The 20,462-nt window shown below is 36.7% G+C and carries 19 protein-coding genes and 1 tRNA gene; 14 read left to right on the top strand and 6 right to left on the bottom strand.

From position 1 onward, the window contains the following. Positions 1 to 16 precede the first annotated feature (16 nt). The 4 genes from rpoD (at position 17) to BM211_RS07940 (ending at position 3,886) form a co-directional block, all read left to right on the top strand. Complete coding sequence (rpoD, locus tag BM211_RS07955) at positions 17 to 1,138, top strand: RNA polymerase sigma factor RpoD (protein ID WP_020062259.1); 1,122 nt, start codon at positions 17 to 19, stop codon at positions 1,136 to 1,138. A gap of 385 nt (positions 1,139 to 1,523) precedes the next feature. Further along, positions 1,524 to 1,883 carry a cytochrome c550 gene (gene cccA / locus BM211_RS07950; RefSeq protein ID WP_090996205.1) on the top strand — a complete coding sequence of 120 codons (360 nt, stop codon included), beginning with the start codon at positions 1,524 to 1,526 and terminating at the stop codon, positions 1,881 to 1,883. 177 nt (positions 1,884 to 2,060) lie between these two features. Then, complete coding sequence (locus tag BM211_RS07945) at positions 2,061 to 2,768, top strand: tRNA (adenine(22)-N(1))-methyltransferase (RefSeq protein WP_035429768.1); 708 nt, start codon at positions 2,061 to 2,063, stop codon at positions 2,766 to 2,768. After that, positions 2,765 to 3,886, top strand: a complete 1,122-nt coding sequence (locus BM211_RS07940) for a Nif3-like dinuclear metal center hexameric protein (protein ID WP_035429766.1) — start codon at positions 2,765 to 2,767, stop codon at positions 3,884 to 3,886. Before BM211_RS07945 ends, BM211_RS07940 begins: the two co-directional genes overlap by 4 nt. Positions 3,887 to 4,112: 226 nt before the next feature. Here BM211_RS07940 and BM211_RS07935 read toward each other — a convergent pair whose 3' ends face one another. Together BM211_RS07935 and vrrA are read right to left on the bottom strand one after the other, a co-directional pair. Continuing rightward, positions 4,113 to 5,054, bottom strand: coding sequence for a 4-hydroxy-3-methylbut-2-enyl diphosphate reductase (locus BM211_RS07935; protein ID WP_035429765.1), 942 nt, complete (start codon positions 5,052 to 5,054; stop codon positions 4,113 to 4,115). Positions 5,055 to 5,145: 91 nt separating this feature from the next. Continuing rightward, on the bottom strand, positions 5,146 to 5,811 hold the full coding sequence (gene vrrA / locus BM211_RS07930) for a VrrA/YqfQ family protein (protein ID WP_090996202.1): 666 nt from the start codon (positions 5,809 to 5,811) through the stop codon (positions 5,146 to 5,148). 375 nt (positions 5,812 to 6,186) lie between these two features. Here vrrA and BM211_RS07925 point away from each other — a divergent pair, with 375 nt between their 5' ends. Then, positions 6,187 to 7,497: a DEAD/DEAH box helicase gene (locus BM211_RS07925; protein WP_035429762.1), complete on the top strand. Its 1,311-nt coding sequence runs from the start codon at positions 6,187 to 6,189 to the stop codon at positions 7,495 to 7,497. Positions 7,498 to 7,829: 332 nt separating this feature from the next. Beyond that, on the top strand, positions 7,830 to 8,726 hold the full coding sequence (locus tag BM211_RS07920) for a deoxyribonuclease IV (RefSeq protein ID WP_035429760.1): 897 nt from the start codon (positions 7,830 to 7,832) through the stop codon (positions 8,724 to 8,726). A 68-nt stretch (positions 8,727 to 8,794) separates the two neighbouring features. Here the strand turns inward: BM211_RS07920 and BM211_RS07915 are convergent, their stop codons facing one another. Continuing rightward, positions 8,795 to 9,049 (bottom strand): DUF2624 domain-containing protein, encoded by a 255-nt coding sequence (locus BM211_RS07915; protein ID WP_035429758.1) that lies wholly within the window; start codon positions 9,047 to 9,049, stop codon positions 8,795 to 8,797. A gap of 144 nt (positions 9,050 to 9,193) precedes the next feature. Here BM211_RS07915 and BM211_RS07910 point away from each other — a divergent pair, with 144 nt between their 5' ends. From BM211_RS07910 to BM211_RS07895, 4 genes are all read left to right on the top strand, one after another. After that, positions 9,194 to 10,072: a YitT family protein gene (locus BM211_RS07910; RefSeq protein ID WP_035429756.1), complete on the top strand. Its 879-nt coding sequence runs from the start codon at positions 9,194 to 9,196 to the stop codon at positions 10,070 to 10,072. 158 nt (positions 10,073 to 10,230) lie between these two features. Continuing rightward, on the top strand, positions 10,231 to 11,004 hold the full coding sequence (locus BM211_RS07905; RefSeq protein ID WP_035429755.1) for a metal ABC transporter ATP-binding protein: 774 nt from the start codon (positions 10,231 to 10,233) through the stop codon (positions 11,002 to 11,004). Beyond that, positions 11,001 to 11,834: a metal ABC transporter permease gene (locus BM211_RS07900; protein WP_035429754.1), complete on the top strand. Its 834-nt coding sequence runs from the start codon at positions 11,001 to 11,003 to the stop codon at positions 11,832 to 11,834. The genes BM211_RS07905 and BM211_RS07900 overlap by 4 nt, the downstream gene beginning before the upstream one ends. 13 nt (positions 11,835 to 11,847) lie before the next feature. Further along, positions 11,848 to 12,261 (top strand): Fur family transcriptional regulator, encoded by a 414-nt coding sequence (locus tag BM211_RS07895; RefSeq protein WP_035429752.1) that lies wholly within the window; start codon positions 11,848 to 11,850, stop codon positions 12,259 to 12,261. A gap of 52 nt (positions 12,262 to 12,313) precedes the next feature. On the opposite strand, the gene ispG is transcribed toward BM211_RS07895, so the two are convergent. The 3 genes from ispG to BM211_RS07880 all read right to left on the bottom strand — a co-directional run bounded on the left by ispG (position 12,314) and on the right by BM211_RS07880 (position 14,933). Beyond that, positions 12,314 to 13,462 carry a flavodoxin-dependent (E)-4-hydroxy-3-methylbut-2-enyl-diphosphate synthase gene (ispG, locus tag BM211_RS07890; protein ID WP_177206898.1) on the bottom strand — a complete coding sequence of 383 codons (1,149 nt, stop codon included), beginning with the start codon at positions 13,460 to 13,462 and terminating at the stop codon, positions 12,314 to 12,316. 296 nt (positions 13,463 to 13,758) lie between these two features. Continuing rightward, on the bottom strand, positions 13,759 to 14,100 hold the full coding sequence (locus tag BM211_RS07885) for a hypothetical protein (protein WP_035429748.1): 342 nt from the start codon (positions 14,098 to 14,100) through the stop codon (positions 13,759 to 13,761). A gap of 65 nt (positions 14,101 to 14,165) precedes the next feature. Next, positions 14,166 to 14,933 carry a DUF1189 domain-containing protein gene (locus BM211_RS07880; protein ID WP_090996199.1) on the bottom strand — a complete coding sequence of 256 codons (768 nt, stop codon included), beginning with the start codon at positions 14,931 to 14,933 and terminating at the stop codon, positions 14,166 to 14,168. Positions 14,934 to 15,141: 208 nt separating this feature from the next. On the opposite strand from BM211_RS07880, the gene BM211_RS07875 reads away from it, so the two are divergent. The 4 genes from BM211_RS07875 to BM211_RS07860 all read left to right on the top strand — a co-directional run bounded on the left by BM211_RS07875 (position 15,142) and on the right by BM211_RS07860 (position 19,961). Next, positions 15,142 to 15,215 (top strand) — tRNA-Ile (locus BM211_RS07875). A 226-nt stretch (positions 15,216 to 15,441) separates the two neighbouring features. Then, positions 15,442 to 16,053, top strand: coding sequence for a superoxide dismutase [Mn] (sodA, locus tag BM211_RS07870; RefSeq protein WP_035429743.1), 612 nt, complete (start codon positions 15,442 to 15,444; stop codon positions 16,051 to 16,053). 386 nt (positions 16,054 to 16,439) lie between these two features. Further along, a complete protein-coding gene (locus BM211_RS07865) occupies positions 16,440 to 17,717 on the top strand; it encodes an MFS transporter (protein ID WP_090996197.1) in 1,278 nt (425 codons plus the stop codon). Between the two features lie 108 nt (positions 17,718 to 17,825). Continuing rightward, complete coding sequence (locus tag BM211_RS07860; protein WP_090996194.1) at positions 17,826 to 19,961, top strand: peptidoglycan D,D-transpeptidase FtsI family protein; 2,136 nt, start codon at positions 17,826 to 17,828, stop codon at positions 19,959 to 19,961. The last annotated feature ends 501 nt before the right edge of the window (positions 19,962 to 20,462 follow it).

The following is a 20,462-nucleotide window of genomic DNA, read 5'->3' as shown; positions in this document are numbered from 1 at the left end:
GTAAGGAGGGGAACAAATGGCTGATAAACCAGCTCGTTCTAAACAAATTGAAACTGATATGACACTTGAGCAAGTGAAAGAGCAACTCACAGAGCTCGGAAAAAAACGTGGCGTTCTTACATATGAAGAGATCGCAGAACGCATGAGTGGATTTGATATTGAATCCGATCAAATGGATGAATATTATGAATATTTAGGTGAACAAGGAATCGATTTAGTTGGCGACAGCGATGAAGACCCAAATACTCGTCAATTAGCCAAAGCTGAAGAAGAGTTTGACTTAAATGATTTAAGTGTACCACCAGGTGTGAAAATTAATGATCCTGTTCGTATGTACTTAAAAGAAATTGGTCGTGTTGACTTACTATCTGCTGAAGAAGAAATTGCTCTTGCAAAACGTATTGAAGAAGGCGATGAAGAAGCGAAACGCCGTCTTGCAGAAGCAAACTTACGCCTAGTTGTAAGTATTGCAAAACGTTATGTTGGCCGCGGTATGCTTTTCCTAGACTTAATTCAAGAAGGGAATATGGGTCTAATTAAAGCAGTTGAAAAGTTTGATTACCGCAAAGGATATAAATTTAGTACGTATGCAACGTGGTGGATTCGTCAGGCCATTACACGTGCAATTGCGGACCAAGCAAGAACAATTCGTATACCAGTTCATATGGTTGAAACAATTAATAAATTGATTCGTGTTCAACGTCAATTATTACAAGATTTAGGTCGTGAGCCATCTCCAGAAGAAATTGGTGAAGAAATGGATCTTGCTCCTGAAAAAGTACGCGAAATCTTAAAGATTGCACAAGAGCCTGTATCTCTTGAAACACCAATTGGTGAAGAGGATGACTCTCATTTAGGTGATTTTATTGAAGACCAAGAAGCAACATCTCCTGCAGACCATGCAGCATATGAATTGCTAAAAGAGCAATTAGAAGATGTACTAGATACATTAACAGATCGTGAAGAAAATGTTCTTCGTCTTCGCTTTGGTTTAGACGATGGACGAACTCGTACGCTTGAAGAAGTTGGGAAAGTATTCGGCGTTACGAGAGAGCGTATTCGTCAAATTGAAGCAAAAGCACTTCGTAAATTAAGACACCCAAGCCGTAGCAAACGCTTGAAAGATTTCTTAGAATAGAGCTTTGTATAAAGTTTACTTCATGAATGTGAAGTAAACTTTTTTCTTTTGTTAATTTTTATTAAAAATTATTTGTCAGTAGCAATTACAATTCTTGTAATTTATTTTACAGAATTGTCTTTTGATTTGCAAATAGTCATTTTTCGATTTTTCGATTAATTTCGTGTATTCTTTACAAAAATATTTGGAGAATGTAACTGTTTATGATGAGAAAAGAGGATATTTGGCATAAAATTACGTGAATTTGTAGTTGGATAATTAATTGAATATGCGGAATATTTTTGACATATTGTAGTTTGGTCTTTTCTGGTAGATTGTTTTCAAGTACAATAGAAATGACTGAATCATCAAACTATTAGGGGAGATAGAGGGGGAAAAAGAAAAAATGAAGCGTAATCCGTTGATTCCATTTGCTCTTATTGCTGTATTGGGAATTATTGTTATGTTTGTATTTTCATTTCAAGGCTTGCATAAATCAAAGGAACTATCTGACGCGCAGAAAAACGGGGGAAAAACGACACAAACAGCAGCAAAACCAGAAGAGATTGTAAAGCAAAGTTGTACAAGTTGTCATGGTGAGCAATTGCAGGGAGCAGTCGGTCCTAATTTACAAAAAGTTGGCGGTAAGCTCTCGAAAGATCAAATCCAAGAAGTGATTGTAAAAGGAAAAGGAAATATGCCACCAGGTATTATTCCAGCGGATCAAGCAACGAAAGTAGCGGATTGGTTATCAAAGAAAAAATAATAGTGGATTACATAGTAGCTCTTTACGCGCCTAAGTAAAGAGCTTTTTTATTTGTAAGACATTGAATTTAAAAATAAATGGTTGATAAGCGGAGTAAAATGATTTATCTACTTGCAATCACAACTATAAATTCTATATCATGGAGACAGACTGAAAGAGAAGGAGCAATTGAAATAAATGAATGAAGTAAAGCTTTCAAAACGATTAGAAGAAGTGGCACTTGAAATTCCAGCGGGTTCCACTGTTGCAGATATTGGCTCGGATCATGCTTATTTACCTTGCTATACAATTTTACATCATATTGCCGTGCAGGCAGTAGCAGGAGAGGTTGTAGAAGGTCCATTTCGTTCTGCACAAGCTACAGTAGCAGAATGCGGATTGCAAGACAAAGTGAGCGTACGTAAAGGGAATGGTTTAGAAGTCATCGCGCCAGGTGAAGTAGATGTAATTACAATTGCAGGTATGGGCGGTGCGCTAATTCGTGATATTTTAGAAAATGGAAAAGAGAAGCTAAAAGGTGTGACACGTTTAGTTTTACAACCAAACATCGCTGCACATCATATTCGTGAATGGTTTATTGAGAATGGCTGGGAATTAATCAAAGAAAAAATCGTAAAAGAAGACGGAAAGATTTACGAAATTTTAGTAGGAGAACAGGGCGATGTTCTAGCACCCTACAAGGAGAAAAAAGAAGAAGCTTTATTCATAGGACCATTTTTAATGAAAGAGAAAAATGAAGTGTTTGTAGAAAAATGGGAAAGTGAACGAAAAAACTTTGAGAACATTTGTAAGCAATTAGAGCGTGCCACAGAAACAGAAGAGACAAAAGCGAAACGTGCAGAAGTGTTAGAGAAGATCCGTATGATTGAGGAGATTTTATCATGAGTAAAACGCCTAATGGATACGAAATCATTTCTTTGTTTGAAAGTATGTACCCGAAACATTTAGCGGTCGAGGGTGATAAAGTTGGATTACAAATTGGTGCATTAAATAAACCGGTAGAGAATGTGTTAATTGCGCTTGATGTAACAGAAGAAGTTGTACAAGAAGCAATTGAAAAAGGGGTAAATTTAATTATTGCCCATCATCCGCTTATTTTTAATCCGCTTAAAGCAATACTTACAGAGCAAGCATACGGGCGTATTATCGAAATGTGTATAAAAAACGATATAGCAATTTATGCTGCTCATACAAATGTTGATATCGCAAAAGGCGGTGTGAACGATTTGTTGGCAGATGCGTTAGGATTGCAGGAAACAGAGGTGCTTGTTCCCACTCATACAGAAGAAATGAAAAAGCTAGTTGTATTTGTTCCTTCTTCGCATGTAGAAACAGTACGTCAAGCAATTGGTGATGCAGGAGCAGGATATATCGGAAACTATAGTCATTGTACGTTTAATAGTGAAGGTAAGGGTACATTTTTACCACAAGAAGGGACGAATCCGTATATCGGAGCGGCAGGGCGTTTAGAACAGGTAGAAGAAGTTCGTATTGAAACGATTATCCCAGCGTCGTTGCAACGTAAAATTATGAAGGCGATGCTTGGCGCACACCCATATGAAGAAGTGGCATACGATATTTATCCGCTAGAGAACAAAGGTGAAACGTTAGGACTTGGAAAAATTGGCTACTTGCCGCAAGAAATGACATTACAACAATTTGCGGAACATGTGAAACAATCCCTTGATGTAAAGGGAGCTCGTGTTGTCGGTAACTTACAGCAAACGGTGAAGAAAATAGCTGTACTTGGCGGAGACGGAAATAAGTATATAAAGCAAGCGAAGTTTAAAGGGGCAGACGTATATGTAACGGGAGATATGTATTATCACGTTGCGCATGATGCGATGATGCTCGGATTAAATATTGTAGACCCAGGGCATAACGTAGAAAAAGTAATGAAAAAAGGTGTACAAAAACAATTGCAAGAAAAAGTGGATGCGAAAAAATTTACTGCGCGTATTCATGCTTCCGAATTACATACAGATCCATTTACATTTGTATAGAATGAAAAAAATCGGTCCTTTTTTCGGCTATCGACCGTTCTTTGTAATATATCGATGATTCGACATACAAGTGGTCGATTCGCTGAGCTGACTAAAAAGCCCACTTTTTAGTCAGCTTATTCTATATAAGAATAAAGAGGCTGTTCCAAAAGTGAAACTTTTGGAACAGCCTCTTGTTTGTATCATCCTGCAATTTGCGAGCAAAAAACCTTTACTGATGAAAAGTTTATTTTGCTTTAACTTTTGGTAAGATTTTTTGTAATGGTACGTTTCGCTTACGTTCCCACGTTGCAGGGTTTGTTGGATCGTACTGTTCAAAGAATGCAATTACTTCTTTTGTAATAGGCGTTGGTGTAGAAGCACCTGCTGTAATAGCGACTGTTTCTACACCTTGTAGCCATTCTAATTGAATTTCACTTACATCGGCAACGCGGTACGCTTTTGTATTAGCAATCTCTTCAGATACTTGTGCAAGACGATTAGAGTTGTTACTTTTTGGATCGCCAACGACAATCGTTAATTCAGCAACATTTGCTTGTTTTGCAACAGCTTCTTGACGCACTTGCGTAGCAAGGCAAATTTCTTTATGAAACTCAGCTGTTGGAAACTTTTCTTGAATTTTCTCCATAATATGTTGAACATCCCATTGACTCATCGTCGTTTGGTTTGTAACTAGAATTTTTTCCGTTGGAATGATAAGTGTTTCAAGGTCTGCTTCTTTCTCGATAAGATGGACAATATCCGGGGCAATTCCGACTGCACCTTCAGGTTCAGGGTGTCCTTTCTTACCGATATAAATAATATGGTAGCCTTCGTCTTTTTTTGCTTCAATTAAGTCGTGTGTTTTTGTAACGTCAGGACATGTTGCGTCAATTGTTGTTAAACCCTTTTCCCTGGCGCGTTGCTTTACTTCTGGAGATACACCGTGAGCTGTAAAAATAACAGTTCCAGACTCGATTTTTTCTAAAATATCTAAGCGACTTGGGCCATCAAGTGTAATGATGCCATCTTCCTCAAATGCATCTGTTACATGTTTGTTGTGGACAATCATGCCTAAGATATAAATTGGTCTTGGTAATGTTTTATCGAGCGCTGCATTGCGCGCAATGACCATCGCGTCTACAACGCCGTAGCAATAGCCGCGAGGAGAAATTTTAACGATTTTCATGTAATTAATCCGCTCCTTTAAAAAAGGATTTGTTTTTATAAAGCTAATCCTTTTCATTATAAAGGAGAAGAAAGCAGATGACAAAGAAATGTTATACGTATAGCTTTGGTTTAGGGGTAGTAGACTGTACGTTTTCTACTACTGCCTCATCCTCAATTATGATTTTAGGAGCAATTGGTTCTCTTGTAATAGGTATTTTTTTAGATGGAGTGGAAGGGGAGACCGCGACTACTTCTGTTTGTTTTTCGGCTACTTCTGTTTGTTTTTCCTCAGTGTTTTTTCCGGATGAAAGTATCTTCATGATGCTAGGAATGTTGCGGACAATCGGTCCATATTGCTGCACGACAGGACCAACGGACTGGGCCATTTGGACAACTTTTTCAACGTTGTTTATCATTCCAGTTGGATTTGAAATAAAGTTCGTGAAAAAACTGCCAATTCCACTAGATGCGTTTCCTGCTGTTCCTCGTGTTTCACCTTCTGCCATCATTTGAGGCTGCATCATTTGTTGTTGCTGTTTTGGAGGGTGCATATATGGCTGGTTGTGTTGGTATTGTGCATTTGGGTATGTTTCCAATTGTCTATAAGGGGGCATCATATACATATAATCTGTAGCGGGATTGCGTTTTTGAAACAATTTTGCAAGAATTCCTTTTTTCTTAGGCATCATCGGTTGCATGCCTTGTGTTGGGTACATGGTATGAGGATAGGGAGATTGCGTGTACATTTGTTGATAGGGAGGGGATTTCATATACATTAGGAAATCCTCCTTTCTTCAATTAGGTAATATACACTACAATATGCAATGGAGAGAAAGAAGGTTAGTTTTTCTGTTGAAATGCTGAATTATAGATGGATAAGTTAAAAAAGATATAAAAAACCCTCTTTGTTTTAGGCGGGCGAGAGCATCAGACCATGCATAGAAACGGTCAGGGCTTATTTCTGCCACGTGCGAGGTTTAAAACAGAGGAGGCGAGCGAGTGCAGGTCATGTTGTGTGCTGCAAAGCTAGACAAAGATGTCGGAAAATGAAAATGGATATATATAAAGATAGATTTTACTGATAGATTTCGATATAATGGTAACTTGACTGATTAATGAACGCAGTAGAAATAAGAAAGAAGGTGGAATGTATGACAGTGCAAACATTTACACAGTATAATTTTCAACCATTTTTAATAGATGCAATTCGTGAATTACGTTTTTCAGAGCCAACAGAAATTCAACAAAAGATTTTTCCGGTTGTGAAAAAGGGCGTTAGTATTATTGGACAATCACAAACAGGATCTGGAAAAACGCATGCATATTTACTTCCAACATTAAATCGTATTGATGCAACTAGAGAAGAAGTACAACTTGTAATTACAGCTCCAACTCGTGAGTTAGCGCAGCAAATTTATGCAGAAATCGTCAAGTTAACAAAGTTTTGTGAAGAAGACAAAATGATTACAGCTCGCTGTTTTATCGGTGGAACAGATAAACAACGTTCAATTGAAAAATTGAAGAAACAACCGCATGTTGTGGTGGGAACACCAGGGCGTATTAAAGATTTAGTGGAAGAACAAGCGCTATTTGTACATACGGTTTCTGCAATTGTTGTCGATGAAGCAGATTTAATGCTTGATATGGGCTTTATTCATGATGTGGATAAAATTGCATCGCGTATGCCTAAAAATTTGCAAATGCTTGTTTTCTCAGCGACAATTCCACAAAAGTTAAAACCATTTATGAAGAAATATATGGAGAATCCAGAGCATATTCATATTAATCCAAAGCAAATAGCAGCGATTAATCTTGAACATCATCTTATTCCGTCAAGGCACCGTAATAAAGTTGAACTTGTCAAAAATCTGTTACTGCAATATCAGCCGTATTTAGCAATTGTTTTTACGAATACAAAGAAAATGGCAGAAGAAGTAGCGAACGGTTTAACGGAACGTGGTTTAAAAGTTGGGCGTATTCACGGTGATTTATCACCGCGTGATCGTAAGAAAATGATGAAACAAGTCCGTGATTTAGAATTTCAATATATTGTAGCGACAGATTTAGCTGCACGTGGTATTGATATTGAGGGAATTAGTCATGTTATTAACTACGAAATTCCATCTGATTTAGATTTCTTTATTCACCGTGTAGGTCGAACAGCACGTGCTGGATATTCTGGTATCGCGGCAACAATTTATGACCAAGCGGATGAAGAAGCATTAAATACGTTAGAAAAGCAACGTCATATTGAATTCGAACATGTGGACTTACGTGCAGGTGAGTGGGTTGAATTAGGGCCTCGCCGTCGCCGTCAAAGCCGTAAAAAGCCAAATGACCAATTAGATGCTATGGCACAAAAAGTTGTGAAAAAACCGAAAAAAGTAAAGCCGAACTATAAGAAAAAGCTTGAATGGGAACGCGAAAAAATTAAGAAAAAATATAACAAAAAGAAAAGATAAGGATTTTTCCTTATCTTTTTTTTACGGAGAAATTAATATATAAATCCGGTTTGATTTTTCGACATCTTTGTCTAGCTTTGCTTTCTAGGCTCCGTTTTTCTTTTGCAGAATACACCAGGACATGTCTCCTTGTTTTAAACATTGCATGTGACAGAAATAGGCCCTGACCGCTCCTATACATAGCCAGTCCCTTCCATACCATTTAAAAAATGCTTTTCTGCCTTGTTTTCATAGAGTGACTGAGTAGTTACGGTTTTTTAACTTGTATATAGTGTCAGATTTCTACAAATTATGCTATCATTATAGCTATTGCATTTATAAGAGGTGATTACATGTTGAAAATTGGATCTCACGTTTCGATGAGTGGAAAGAAAATGTTATTAGCAGCTAGTGAAGAAGCTGTGTCATACGGTGCAACAACGTTTATGATCTATACAGGGGCACCGCAAAATACGCGAAGAAAACCGATTGAAGAGTTAAATATAGAAGCAGGCCGTAAACATATGGAATTGCACGGAATTGAAGAAATCATTGTTCATGCACCATATATCATTAACATCGGTAACACAACGAAACCTGAAACATTCCAACTAGGTGTTGATTTTCTTAGCATGGAAATTGAAAGAACATCAGCATTAGGTGTTGCAAAGCAAATTGTACTCCATCCCGGAGCTCATGTTGGAGCAGGTGCGGATGCAGGAATCCAAAAGATTATTGAAGGATTAAATGAAGTATTAACAACTGATCAAACAGTGAACATTGCGCTAGAAACAATGGCTGGAAAAGGAACAGAGTGTGGACGTAGCTTTGACGAGCTTGCGAGAATTATCGATGGTGTAACACATAATGAGAAATTATCAGTTTGCTTCGATACATGTCATACGCATGATGCTGGTTATGATATCGTTAATGATTTCGACGGCGTTTTAAATGAGTTTGATAAAATGATTGGTATTGATCGTTTACAAGTATTACACATTAATGATAGCAAGAATGAGTGCGGCGCTAAAAAAGACCGTCATGAAAATATCGGTTTCGGTCACATTGGTTATAAAGCATTGCATCACATTGTTCATCATCCACAATTACAGAATGTGCCAAAAATTCTTGAAACACCATATGTAGGTGAAGATAAAAACGATAAAAAGCCACCGTATAAATTTGAAATTGAAATGCTGAAAAACGGTGTGTTTGATGAAGAGATTCTTCAGAAAATTAAAGGACAATAAAAAAGGGGAGCACCCCTTTTTTATTTTGTCCTGCTATTTTGGATAGTTACATCACATTGATGGAAGTTTCAATTTATTAATTTTTGAAATAGGGTATTAATTTGTTGTGCGGTAGCAGGAGAAGTAACCGTTGCAATTTGTTTTAAAAGTTGTAATCTTTCTTGGATATCATAAATATTAATCTGTTTTCCTTGAATTAATGTGACAATTTTATCTGCTTGTTCGCTTGTTATAGGCACTTCATATTCTTTACTGTATTTTAATAATTCCTTAGAAGTCATATTGTTTATTTTTTTATTTACAAACTGTTGAATGAGGTTCATGTTGCACCCTCCTTTATTTTGTCCTCATATCCGAATATATGTAAAATATGCTTGTGTATATTCCAAAACAGTTAGTTTTCTCATCAAAATAGGGAGGGTATGTTATAATAAAGGGGAAAATAAATAGATACTTAAGGAGGTAATATGGCAGAACAACAGCATAAAAAGGAAAGTATAATTCATCTTGTGTATCGTCTTGTTATGATTGTCATAGGTGCTGGCTGTGCAGCTGTGGCACTTGAGCTGTTTTTAATTCCGAACAAAATTATTGATGGTGGTATAATCGGTGTTTCCCTCATATTAGATTTCCTTACACCAAATATTTGGTGGCTAAGCTTTTCCACTTTAGTTGTAATCCTCAATTTACCGTTTATGTACTCAGGTTATAAGCAAATCGGAAAAACATTTATGTTATCTTCTGTTTTTGCAGTCGTATGTTTAGCCTTGATTGAGTCAACATTACATTCCATTCAGCCTTTTACAACAGAGCCCATTTTGGCGACTGTCTTTGGAGGATTAATTTTAGGTGTTGGTGTTGGGCTTGTGATTAGGCACGGAGGTTCATTAGATGGAGCGGAAATTTTAGGTATTTTACTAACAAAGAAATTACCGTTTTCTGTCGGTGAATTTGTTATGTTTATGAATATTTTCGTTTTTGCTTGGGCGGCAGTTGTATTTGGTGTAGAACAAGCAATGTATTCCGTTATGACGTACTATATTGCATTTAAAACGATTGATACGGTTATCCAAGGTTTAGATGAAACAAAAGCAGTAATTATTGTTTCGGACCATTATGAAGAGGTATCAAACGCAATTTTACATCGACTTGGCCGCGGGACAACGAAGTTAGTTGGAAAAGGTGGCTATACGGATAAAGAAAAAGAAGTTATCTATGCAGTTATTACACGTTTAGAGGTAACGAAGCTAAAATCGATTGTTCATGAAGTAGACGAAAATGCCTTTATTACCATTATGAATACACAAGAAACAAAAGGTGCAAAATTTAAATCAGCAATTCATTAAAAGCGGAGAGATTTTCTCTGCTTTTTGTTATAATAGATAAGTTGTCTAAAATGAGAGGTATATTTTAGGGCAGATTGGTTTACAACTCGTAATGAGCTATAATATAATTTAAATAAATATAAATCGGAATCATTCTGAATTAAAATAGGTGAGATATGATGAATTATATATTAGAAATAAAGGATTTAACCTTTCGTTATGAAGAGCGAAATGTGTTAGAGGATATTCAATTGCAAGTTCCTAAAGGAGCTTTTTTAGGTTTAGTAGGACCGAATGGATCAGGGAAATCTACATTATTGAAATGTATATTAGGAATTTTAAAACCGAAACAAGGAACGATTCGGTTGTTTGGTATGGATAGTAAAAAATTTAAAGATTGGAATAAAGTTGGCTATGTCTCTCAAAAGGCAAATAGTTTCAACTCTGGATTCCCAGCAACTGTATTTGAAGTTGTTTCGATGGGACTTGTTTCTAAGAAAGGCTTGTTTCGATTCTTAACAAAGATGGATAAAGAGAAAGTGACAAAAGCGATTGCTGATGTTGGAATGAGTGAGTTTATGAATCGGAATATTGGCGAGCTTTCTGGTGGCCAACAGCAACGTGTTTTTATTGCGCGCGCACTTGTAAGTGAACCGGAATTATTAATTTTGGACGAGCCTACTGTCGGTGTTGATGTGAAAAATGTAGAAAGTTTTTATGAAATGCTAGAACATTTAAATAAGCATTTAGGGATTACACTTATTCTTGTCACTCATGATATGGGAGCTGTCACAGAGAAGGTTACACATGTCGCTTGCTTAAATCAACGTTTACATTTCCACGGAAATATAGATGCGTTTCAAAAGTTAGAAGATGCCGAAATGTCATTATTATACGGTTATCATGTTCATCGTTTAGAGCATGATCACGAGCATCATGGGGGGATACGATGATACAGGACTTTTTGCAATATGATTTTTTACGAAATTCTTTATATGCTGGAGTTTTAATTGGACTTGTTGCCCCAATGCTTGGCGTCTTTGTTGTTATTCGTCGTTTATCGTTGATTGCTGATGCATTAAGTCACGTTACGTTATCAGGTATTGCAGCGAGTTTATTACTAGAAAAAACCGTATTTACAGGTGGTTTTTTAAATCCATTATATATGGGGATGATATTTTCTATTGGCGGCGCGCTGCTCATTGAAAAATTAAGAACGGTATATAAACATTTTCAGGAACTAGCAATTCCTATTATTATGTCAGCTGGTATTGGGATTGGTGTCATTTTCATTTCTCTTGCCAATGGATTTAATACAGATTTATTTAGTTATTTGTTTGGTAGTGTGAGCGCAGTTACAAGTAGTGATTTGCTTATTATTGGATTTGTTGCTGTGATTGTAGTTGCAGTCATTATATTATTATATAAAGAACTGTTTTTATTATCTTTTGATGAAGAATACGCTGTAGCGACAGGTTTACGTGCAAAATGGATTCACTTTATTTTTATAATTTTAGTTGCACTTGTTATTGCGATTTCAATGCGTGTTGTCGGTATTCTGCTCGTTTCATCGTTAATGACATTACCAGTTGCAGCAAGTATCCGAATTGCGAAAGGTTTTAAGCAAACAATCTTTTTCTCCATTGTATTTGGTGAAATTGCAGTAATCGGAGGCATGTTAGCTTCTTATCAACTTGACCTTGCTCCAGGTGGCACAATTGTTGTGTTATCAGTTCTTATTTTAATCGGTGCAATCTTATGGAAGAAGAAAAAAACTGCGTAAAGTAGGGATAACTATGAATCTTACAGAAGCTTTACACCATATGAAAGAGAAGGGTTATAAACATACTGGGAAAAGAGAAGACATGTTGCGTTTATTCGCCAATCATAATAAATATTTGACGGCAAGAGATGTTTTAGCCAATATGAAAAGTGATTATCCGGGACTTAGTTTTGATACCATTTATCGCAACCTAACTCTGTTTGTAGAAATCGGTATTTTAGAACAGACAGAGTTAAATGGTGAAAAACATTTTCGTTTCAAATGTTCTACTACAGAACATCATCACCATTTCATCTGTTTAGATTGCGGAGGAACGAAGGAAATTACATCGTGTCCAATGGAATTTATGAATAAAGACTTTACAGGTTATGAAGTAACGGGGCATAAATTTGAAATATATGGACGCTGTCCGAAATGTGCACAATAAAAAGCTTGTCAGTTTTTGAACTGACAAGCTTTTTTATTAGCAGTTTTGCATTTTATTTTTCTTGTTTTGCTGCGTATTCTGCTGCAATTTTATCAATTTCTTTCTTTAACTCTTCCACCATTGTTTCTTCTGGTACTTTACGTACAATTTCACCTTTACGGAAGAGAAGACCTTCTCCACGTGCTCCAGCAATCCCAATATCTGCTTCACGCGCTTCACCAGGACCGTTTACTGCGCAGCCAAGGACAGCAACTTTAATTGGTGCCTTAATTTTTGAGATGTATTCTTCTACTTCATTTGCAATGCTAATTAAGTCAATTTCAATACGTCCGCAAGTTGGACAAGAAATCAATGTAGCGGCATTAGAAGCAAGTCCGAATGACTTTAATAGCTCACGTGCTACTTTTACTTCTTCAACTGGGTCTGCACTTAATGAGATACGTAACGTATTCCCGATACCTTTGCTTAAGATTGCCCCAAGACCAGCCGCACTTTTTACAGTTCCAGCAAATAAAGTTCCGGATTCCGTAATGCCAAGGTGTAATGGATAATTGAAAGCACGAGATGCTTTTTCGTAAGCTTCAATTGCTAAATTCACATCAGAGGCTTTCATCGATACGATAATATCATGAAAATCGAGATCTTCTAAAATTTTAATGTGATGCAAAGCGCTTTCTACCATACCATCAGCAGTTGGATATCCATATTTTTCTAGAATATGACGTTCTAATGAACCAGCGTTTACACCGATGCGGATTGGAATGCCGCGTTCTTTCGCAGCATTTACAACTGCTTCAACTTTATGACGACGACCGATGTTTCCTGGGTTAATACGAACTTTGTCAATACCGCCTTCAATTGCTTTTAATGCTAGGCGATAGTCAAAGTGAATGTCAGCAACAAGAGGGATATTAATTTGTTTTTTAATATCGGCAATTGCATTTGCAGCGCGCTCATCAGGAACGGCTACACGAACAATTTGACAACCTGCCTCTTCTAAACGTTTAATTTCAGCAACTGTTGCTTCCACATCATGGGTTTTCGTTGTTGTCATGCTTTGTATAATTAATTCATTATTACCGCCAATTGTTAAATTTCCAACTTTAACAGGACGTGTTTTTGTACGATGAGTTATTTCATTCACGAATAGATCGCTCTCCTTATAAAAGAAGTTTCTTATTTTGTAGACAAATACATTCATATTGTATGCAGTATTTGTCAAGTGAAGCTAAGTGTCTATATAAATACAAATTGATTTTTCAACATATCGGTCGCGGCTAGGCAGAAAAAATATCACCGCTACTTGCTTTCTCCCTTTGTTTTACACTTTGCATGTGGCAGAAAAAGGCCCTGACCGCTTCTATGCATGGCCAGATACTCTCGCCCACCTGAAAAGAAAGGGGTTTTTGTGTTATTTTTCCAATTTTTATTTATATAGTTTCACTTTTCCTATTGTATCAGCGCCTTACTACAGTTGACAAGAATTATGTGATGTTATTACTGGTAGAGGGGGAATTTGTATTTTTTTCCGACTTGTAATTTTGCTGGAGATTTGTCTTGATTTAAGTCTTTGAAATCCGTAACAACCTTTTCAATAGAAGGGATTTTTTTCTTGTTAATTTCTTCTGTAATGGAGAGAACAGTATCGCCCGTTTTTACTTCAATGACTTTAAATTTTGCCTGTGATGTATTTTCTTTTTGCTTATCATTTGCAACTTTAGCTGAGGTTTCTTTTGTTTTGGAATATGTATGAAGCAACGGTAACGTGCCGATTGTCATATCATAGTACAAGACGTAACCGAGAACAAGTAGTAACAAGACACCGCCAAGCCTTTTCATATTTTTCCACTCCTTTGTAGAGAAATATATGCTTGTCCAAAAAAAAAATGCCTTGAGGGCATTTTTTATAGTGAATTTTTTTCTTTTGGTCTTGGCACTTCTTTTATTGTTAAATAAAGAACGACGAGAACAACACCAATGAATATAAATAATGAGAATGGAACATTTATTTTTAATAAGTCCATAATCATAAAGAATATAGTCGGGATTGTAAAACTATAGGCAGTTAAAGTCCAAACTTGTTTGTAAGATAATTTACGAACTCCGCTCATTGCAGAGCCGATAAATGCCAATAGTGAAACACCAAGAAAAGTAATGAATAGTTCGAATAAGTAAATAAATATCCCGATTAAGAATATAGCAACTGAAGAGATGCTATCAATGAATGAAACGATTTCCTTTGCATCTTTCTTTTCAAAAGTTGTATTTCCTAAATCACTATATGGGAAGGATTGTGTTTGTTGTTGTGCCGTTGAAACCATTTTATTTTTTAAAATGAATATACCATCGCGGTTTGGATAAGCCTTTGTATCTGTTGCGTTTGGATCAAATACAAAAATAAAATCTGTTTCATCTTTTATAATTGGTTTACTAATGTTTGCGTGAAGTTCACCGTTTTCAATTTTAAAATCAGGCACATCTTTTTCGATAGAACGATCGATTAAATTAATGCCTTCATGGATGAAGTCTCCAAGTAAAATCGTTTTTGGAACGGTAGCAAGCAGACAGAGTAACATTATGTAAAGAATCGTCTTTCCGATTTTTTGAAAACGAAAAAGTGCCATTTCTTTTGGTGCGTATAAGCTTTTAAACAGCTGGATAAATATGGACATGCATTCACTTCCTTCATTAAATATATTGATTTATAATCTCATTGTAACGTATGTTTTTAAGGAATCACAAGATATATCATGTTGCATGTGAAAATACAATTGACACATTTCTTTTTAATATGGTAAATTTATCTTACATTTTTACATATAATATACCATCGAAGTTTAACTGATTAGAGTGTATGGTTGATGACTGCTCATATATTACGGACCCTTAGCTCAGCTGGTTAGAGCAGACGGCTCATAACCGTCCGGTCGTAGGTTCGAGTCCTACAGGGTCCATATCCATTTCGCATATTGATACATAGCGGAAAAGCTCTCTTATAGAAGGGAGCTTTTTTTTTTGCGAAATGTATGAGCATTTCGTTTGAAAAGAAATGGGAAATTTGCTACCTTAATGTTAGCGAGGCAATACGTTAAATTTGTTTTCACCCTTATGTAATTAGGGTAAAATGAATTTGTATGCCAAGTCATTATCGGCAATACATACAATGGGAGGAATATAACAATGGCGAAACATGAATTACCAAATTTACCTTATGCGTATGATGCGTTAGAACCTCATTTTGACAAAGAAACAATGAACATCCATCATACAAAACATCACAACACATACGTAACAAACTTAAATGCGGCATTAGAAGGACATGCAGAATTAGCAGAAAAAAGCATTGAAGAGCTAGTAGCAAACTTAAACGAAGTGCCAGAAGCAATTCGCACAGCAGTACGCAATAACGGTGGTGGACATGCAAATCACTCTTTATTCTGGACAATTCTTTCTCCAAATGGAGGCGGACAGCCAGTAGGTGAACTTGCAAGTGCAATTGAAGCGAAATTTGGTAGCTTCGATGCATTTAAAGAAGAGTTTGCAAAAGCAGGCGCAACTCGTTTCGGTTCTGGTTGGGCATGGCTAGTTGTAAACAATGGTGAATTAGAAGTAACAAGCACACCAAACCAAGATACTCCATTAATGGAAGGCAAAACGCCAGTTTTAGGATTAGACGTTTGGGAGCATGCATACTACTTACATTACCAAAACCGTCGTCCTGACTACATCAATGCTTTCTGGAGCGTTGTAGATTGGAATGCGATTGAAAAACGTTACCAAGACGCAAAATAATAATAAATGTAAAAACTAGGAGGAATTTCTCCTAGTTTTTTTGTTTGCTCTTTTTTGGAGAGTTGATGGGCTCACCTTAATATATACAGTTCAAGTTGATTTACTAACATACAAATTGCTGCTATACAGAATACACCATAATGTGCACTTGCCTTCTCTCTTTATTTTAAATAACGCATGTGGCAGAAAAGGGTCCTGACCGCTCCAAGCATGGCCGGACACTCTTGCCCATCTAAAAAAAGTGGTTTTTATGTTGGTTTTTCAAGTTGTATTTATATATTAATGAGAAAAACGTTTACTAATGAAAGTTTCATTTTCCACTTTTCTTTTCTACATAATTGTGACCTTCTTTGGAAGACTAGAACATGAAGTAAAGGAGAGTTTATATGAAATGGAAACATTTAGTTGGCGATGTTGAGGTGAATCGTGATTTAGTTTTATTACTCATAATTGGCGGGTTATATACGTTGGCCATTTCGTTGTCCAATACGTTTGTTAATATTTATTTATGGAAGCAAACGAAGGACTTTATGAATATTGGCTTTTATAATTTAGCAAGCGTTGTTTTACAGCCGTTGACTTTTCTTGTTGCCGGAAAACTAGCGAAACGAGTAGATCGTACAATTTTACTTCGCATCGGTGTAACAACATTAGCTGTTTTTTTTATCGTTGTATTACTGGCAGGAACGAACGCTTCGCAGTATATTTTACTTATCGGTGGCATACTTGGGATAGGATATGGATTTTACTGGCTCTCATTTAATTTGTTAACATTTGAAATTACAGAGCCAGAGACACGTGATTTTTTTAACGGATTTCTCGGATTGCTCACCTCATTTTCAGGTATGATTGGTCCAATTGCATCCGGGTTTATTATTTCGCGTATGGAAAAGTGGAATGGGTATACATTCGTTTTTTTCCTATCTTTAACCTTATTTACTATTGCGATCGTTGTAAGCTTTTTTCTGACAAAACGTGAATGTGAAGGGCGTTACGAAATTGTTGAAGTAATGAAAGAGAGAAAGAGTAATAAAAACTGGGGAAGAATTACAATTGCTCATTTCTTTCAAGGGCTTAGAGAAGGGACATTTATATTTGTTATTTCTGTATATGTGTATATGGCTTCTGGTAGTGAATTAGCACTGGGGAAATATGGACTTGTAAATTCCGCTGTTTCTTTCGTTTGCTATTATGTAGTGGCGCGTGTATTGAAAAAGGAGTGGCGAAAACAAGCCATTTTACTCGGTGGAATTATTTTATATGCAGTTGTATTTTTAGTTGTCTTTCATGTCACGTATACGAAATTACTTATTTATGCAGCTTGTATTGCCGTAGCGTATCCAATTCTGCTTGTTCCATATGGTTCGATGACATATGATATAATAGGCAGAGCTAAACAAGCAAAGGAGCGGCGAGTAGAATATATTGTTGTTCGTGAACTATGGCTAAACGGAGGAAGAATCTGTTCGGTTGTAAGTTTTTTACTAGCAGTTTCATTATTTCCGGCAGAAAAAAGCTTGCCTATTTTATTATTAATATTAGGTGCTGGACATTTACTTATCTATTTTGCGATTCGAAATGTCAAATATGATGATGAAAAAGCATGCCATGCAGGGCTTGCAGCTGTACAAACGACGCAAAATACAACAGAAGGAGAAGGTTAACTTCTGTGATGTTTTATGTTAAAATAAGAAAACGTATATGACAGTAGCGAGGACACCTGAAGAGGGTGTCCCTTTCCGCTTATATAGCTGTTGGCAGAGGGGGTCCGTATGAGTAAGAAAAAGAAAAAAAAGAAAACCCATGTTCCATTTCGGTTAAACGTGTTGTTTTTCTGTGTGTTTTTACTGTTTTCATCAGTAATTGTCAAATTAGGTATGATACAGATTGTCCATGGTGAAGATTATAAAAATGAAGTGAACAGAAAGGAAAACTTAACGGTAAGTACCCCTGTTCCGCGCGGGAAGATTTTTGACAGGTATGGCCGTGCGGTGGTGGATAATACACCACTTCGAACGATTACGTTTACAAGAACGAAGGAATCAAAACCTGATGAACGTTTAGAAACAGCAAAGCAACTCGCAAAGCTGCTTGATGTGCCGACTGATAAATTAACGGAACGAGATAAAAAAGATTTTTGGATTCTGTTAAATGAAGACCGAGCAAAAGAAAAAGTTACAAAAAAAGATGACGCTGATTTTAAAGCGAAAAAAATTGATGATAAACAATTGGCACAGCGTCAACTCAATCGTATTACAGAATCAGAAATAAATGAATTAACTCCTGAAGATTTAAAAGTGTTAGCGATTAAGAGTAAGATGGAAGGCGGCTATGCAATGACGCCGCAAATTATTAAAAAAGATGTGACGCCTGAAGAATATGCTATAGTTAGTGAAAATTTAGCGAAGCTTCCAGGAGTAGACACTACAGTTGATTGGGATCGTCACTATGCATATGGAGATATGTTCCGCACTGTACTTGGTGGCGTAACGAGTTCCGATGAAGGATTACCGCGAGAGAATCTAGATTATTACTTAGTTCGTGATTACAACCGTAATGACCGTGTTGGGAAAAGTTACATTGAGCAGCAATATGAAGATGTATTGCATGGCATGAAAGCACAAGTGAAAAATATTACAGACCAAAAAGGAAATATTCTTGAAACTGTATATCTTTCTAAAGGAGAAAGTGGAAAGAATATAAATTTGACCATTGATATGGAGCTACAAAAGAAAGTTGAGCAAATTATTGAAGAAGAAATGAAAAAAGCAAAAGCTTCAGGCACAGCGACGTATATGGACCGCGCGTTTGTTGTGATGATGAATCCGAAAAACGGAGAAATTTTATCGATGGCTGGTAAACAGTTTGGGGAAGAAAATGGACAAAGTGTGATAAAAGATTATGCACTTGGTACGATGACGAGTTCATATGAAATGGGTTCGACTGTAAAAGGGGCCACTCTTTTGACTGGGTATCAAGAAGACGCCATTAAACCAGGAGACGTAATGGTCGATGAACCTATTAAATTTAAATCAACTGAATTTAAAAGATCATGGCAAACTATGGGGCCGATTAATGATTTAACTGCCCTGCAGCGGTCTTCCAACATATATATGTTTAGAACAGCGATGAAAATTGCAGGTGTAGATTATGTTTACAATGGTACGTTAAGTGTTAAACAAAAAGACTTTGATACAATGCGTTATTACTTTAGTCAATTTGGTCTTGGAGCACCAACGGGAATTGATTTACCAAATGAGATGGCAGGTTTAAAAGGAAACGCACCAGAACCTGGTAAGCTACTGGATTTGGCAATTGGCCAGTTTGACACGTATACACCGCTGCAATTGGCGCAATATGTATCAACGATTGCTAACGGTGGCTATCGGATGAAACCACAGGTTGTAAAAGAAATTCGCAAGCCGACTTCAAAACCTGAAGAGTTAGGAAAAGTAGTGGATTCGGTGGAGCCGGTTGTTTTAAACCGAGTAGATATGAAAGATGAGTACATTCACCGCGTTCAAGAGGGCTTTAAAATGGTAATGCAAACACCGGAAGGAACAGGTTATGGAACAGGTTATCCTAATGGTTTTGCTGGAGCGACTTATGATCCTGCAGGAAAAACAGGAACTGCACAGGCAGCTTATGCCGGTCCAAATGCAAAAGAAGTAAGAAAACAGTTAGGTGAAAGAAACATATATAATTTAACGATGGTTGGATATGCACCGGCATCTGATCCAGAAGTTGCCTTCTCAGTTGTTGTTCCGTGGCTTACGGATGATCATAACCCAGTAACTAAAACTATTTCACGCCGAATTATGGACGCATATTTTGATTTGAAAAAGCAAGAAGCAAACGGAAACGCTGGTAAACTAGAAGATACGAAGAAAACAAATGAAGAAGAATAAAAATGTGAAAGATTGGCACACTATCTATGAAGATAGTGTGCTTTTTTTTATACATGTTGCATATAGTGATGACAGAAGTGTACAAGCCTAAGAAAAATTATGTACAGTATGTATTTTCAAAAGGAGGGTTGAAGAAGAGTATATAAAGTGAAACTTTAATCAGTGGGGGTTTTCTTCATCCCCCACTGATTATTAGTTGAACCAATCGGGCTTTTACGGGCAGTTCATCTCCCGCCTAACTTCTTTGCTTCTGCTGAATTTTGAGGCGGGAGTATTACTGCCTGTTAATGCGGGATAAATCGACGTTAATCTTTCACCATCTAAATCGCTGCTATGTAAAACAAAAAGTGACAAGCACTCGTTCCCTCTTTTTGTTTAGCATGGCCCGTGGCAGAAAAAGGCCCTGACCGCTTCTAAGCATGGCCAGGTGCTCTCGCCCATCTAAAAAGAAAAGGTTTTTATCCTGGTTTTTTAATTTGTATATAGATATTTACAAAACTT

It is taken from the genome of Bacillus sp. 491mf (genome assembly GCF_900112415.1).
GTDB lineage: Bacteria > Bacillota > Bacilli > Bacillales > Bacillaceae_G > Bacillus_A.
The sequence above is the reverse complement of the archived record's forward strand: the minus strand, read 5'-3'. Positions and strand labels throughout refer to the sequence as shown.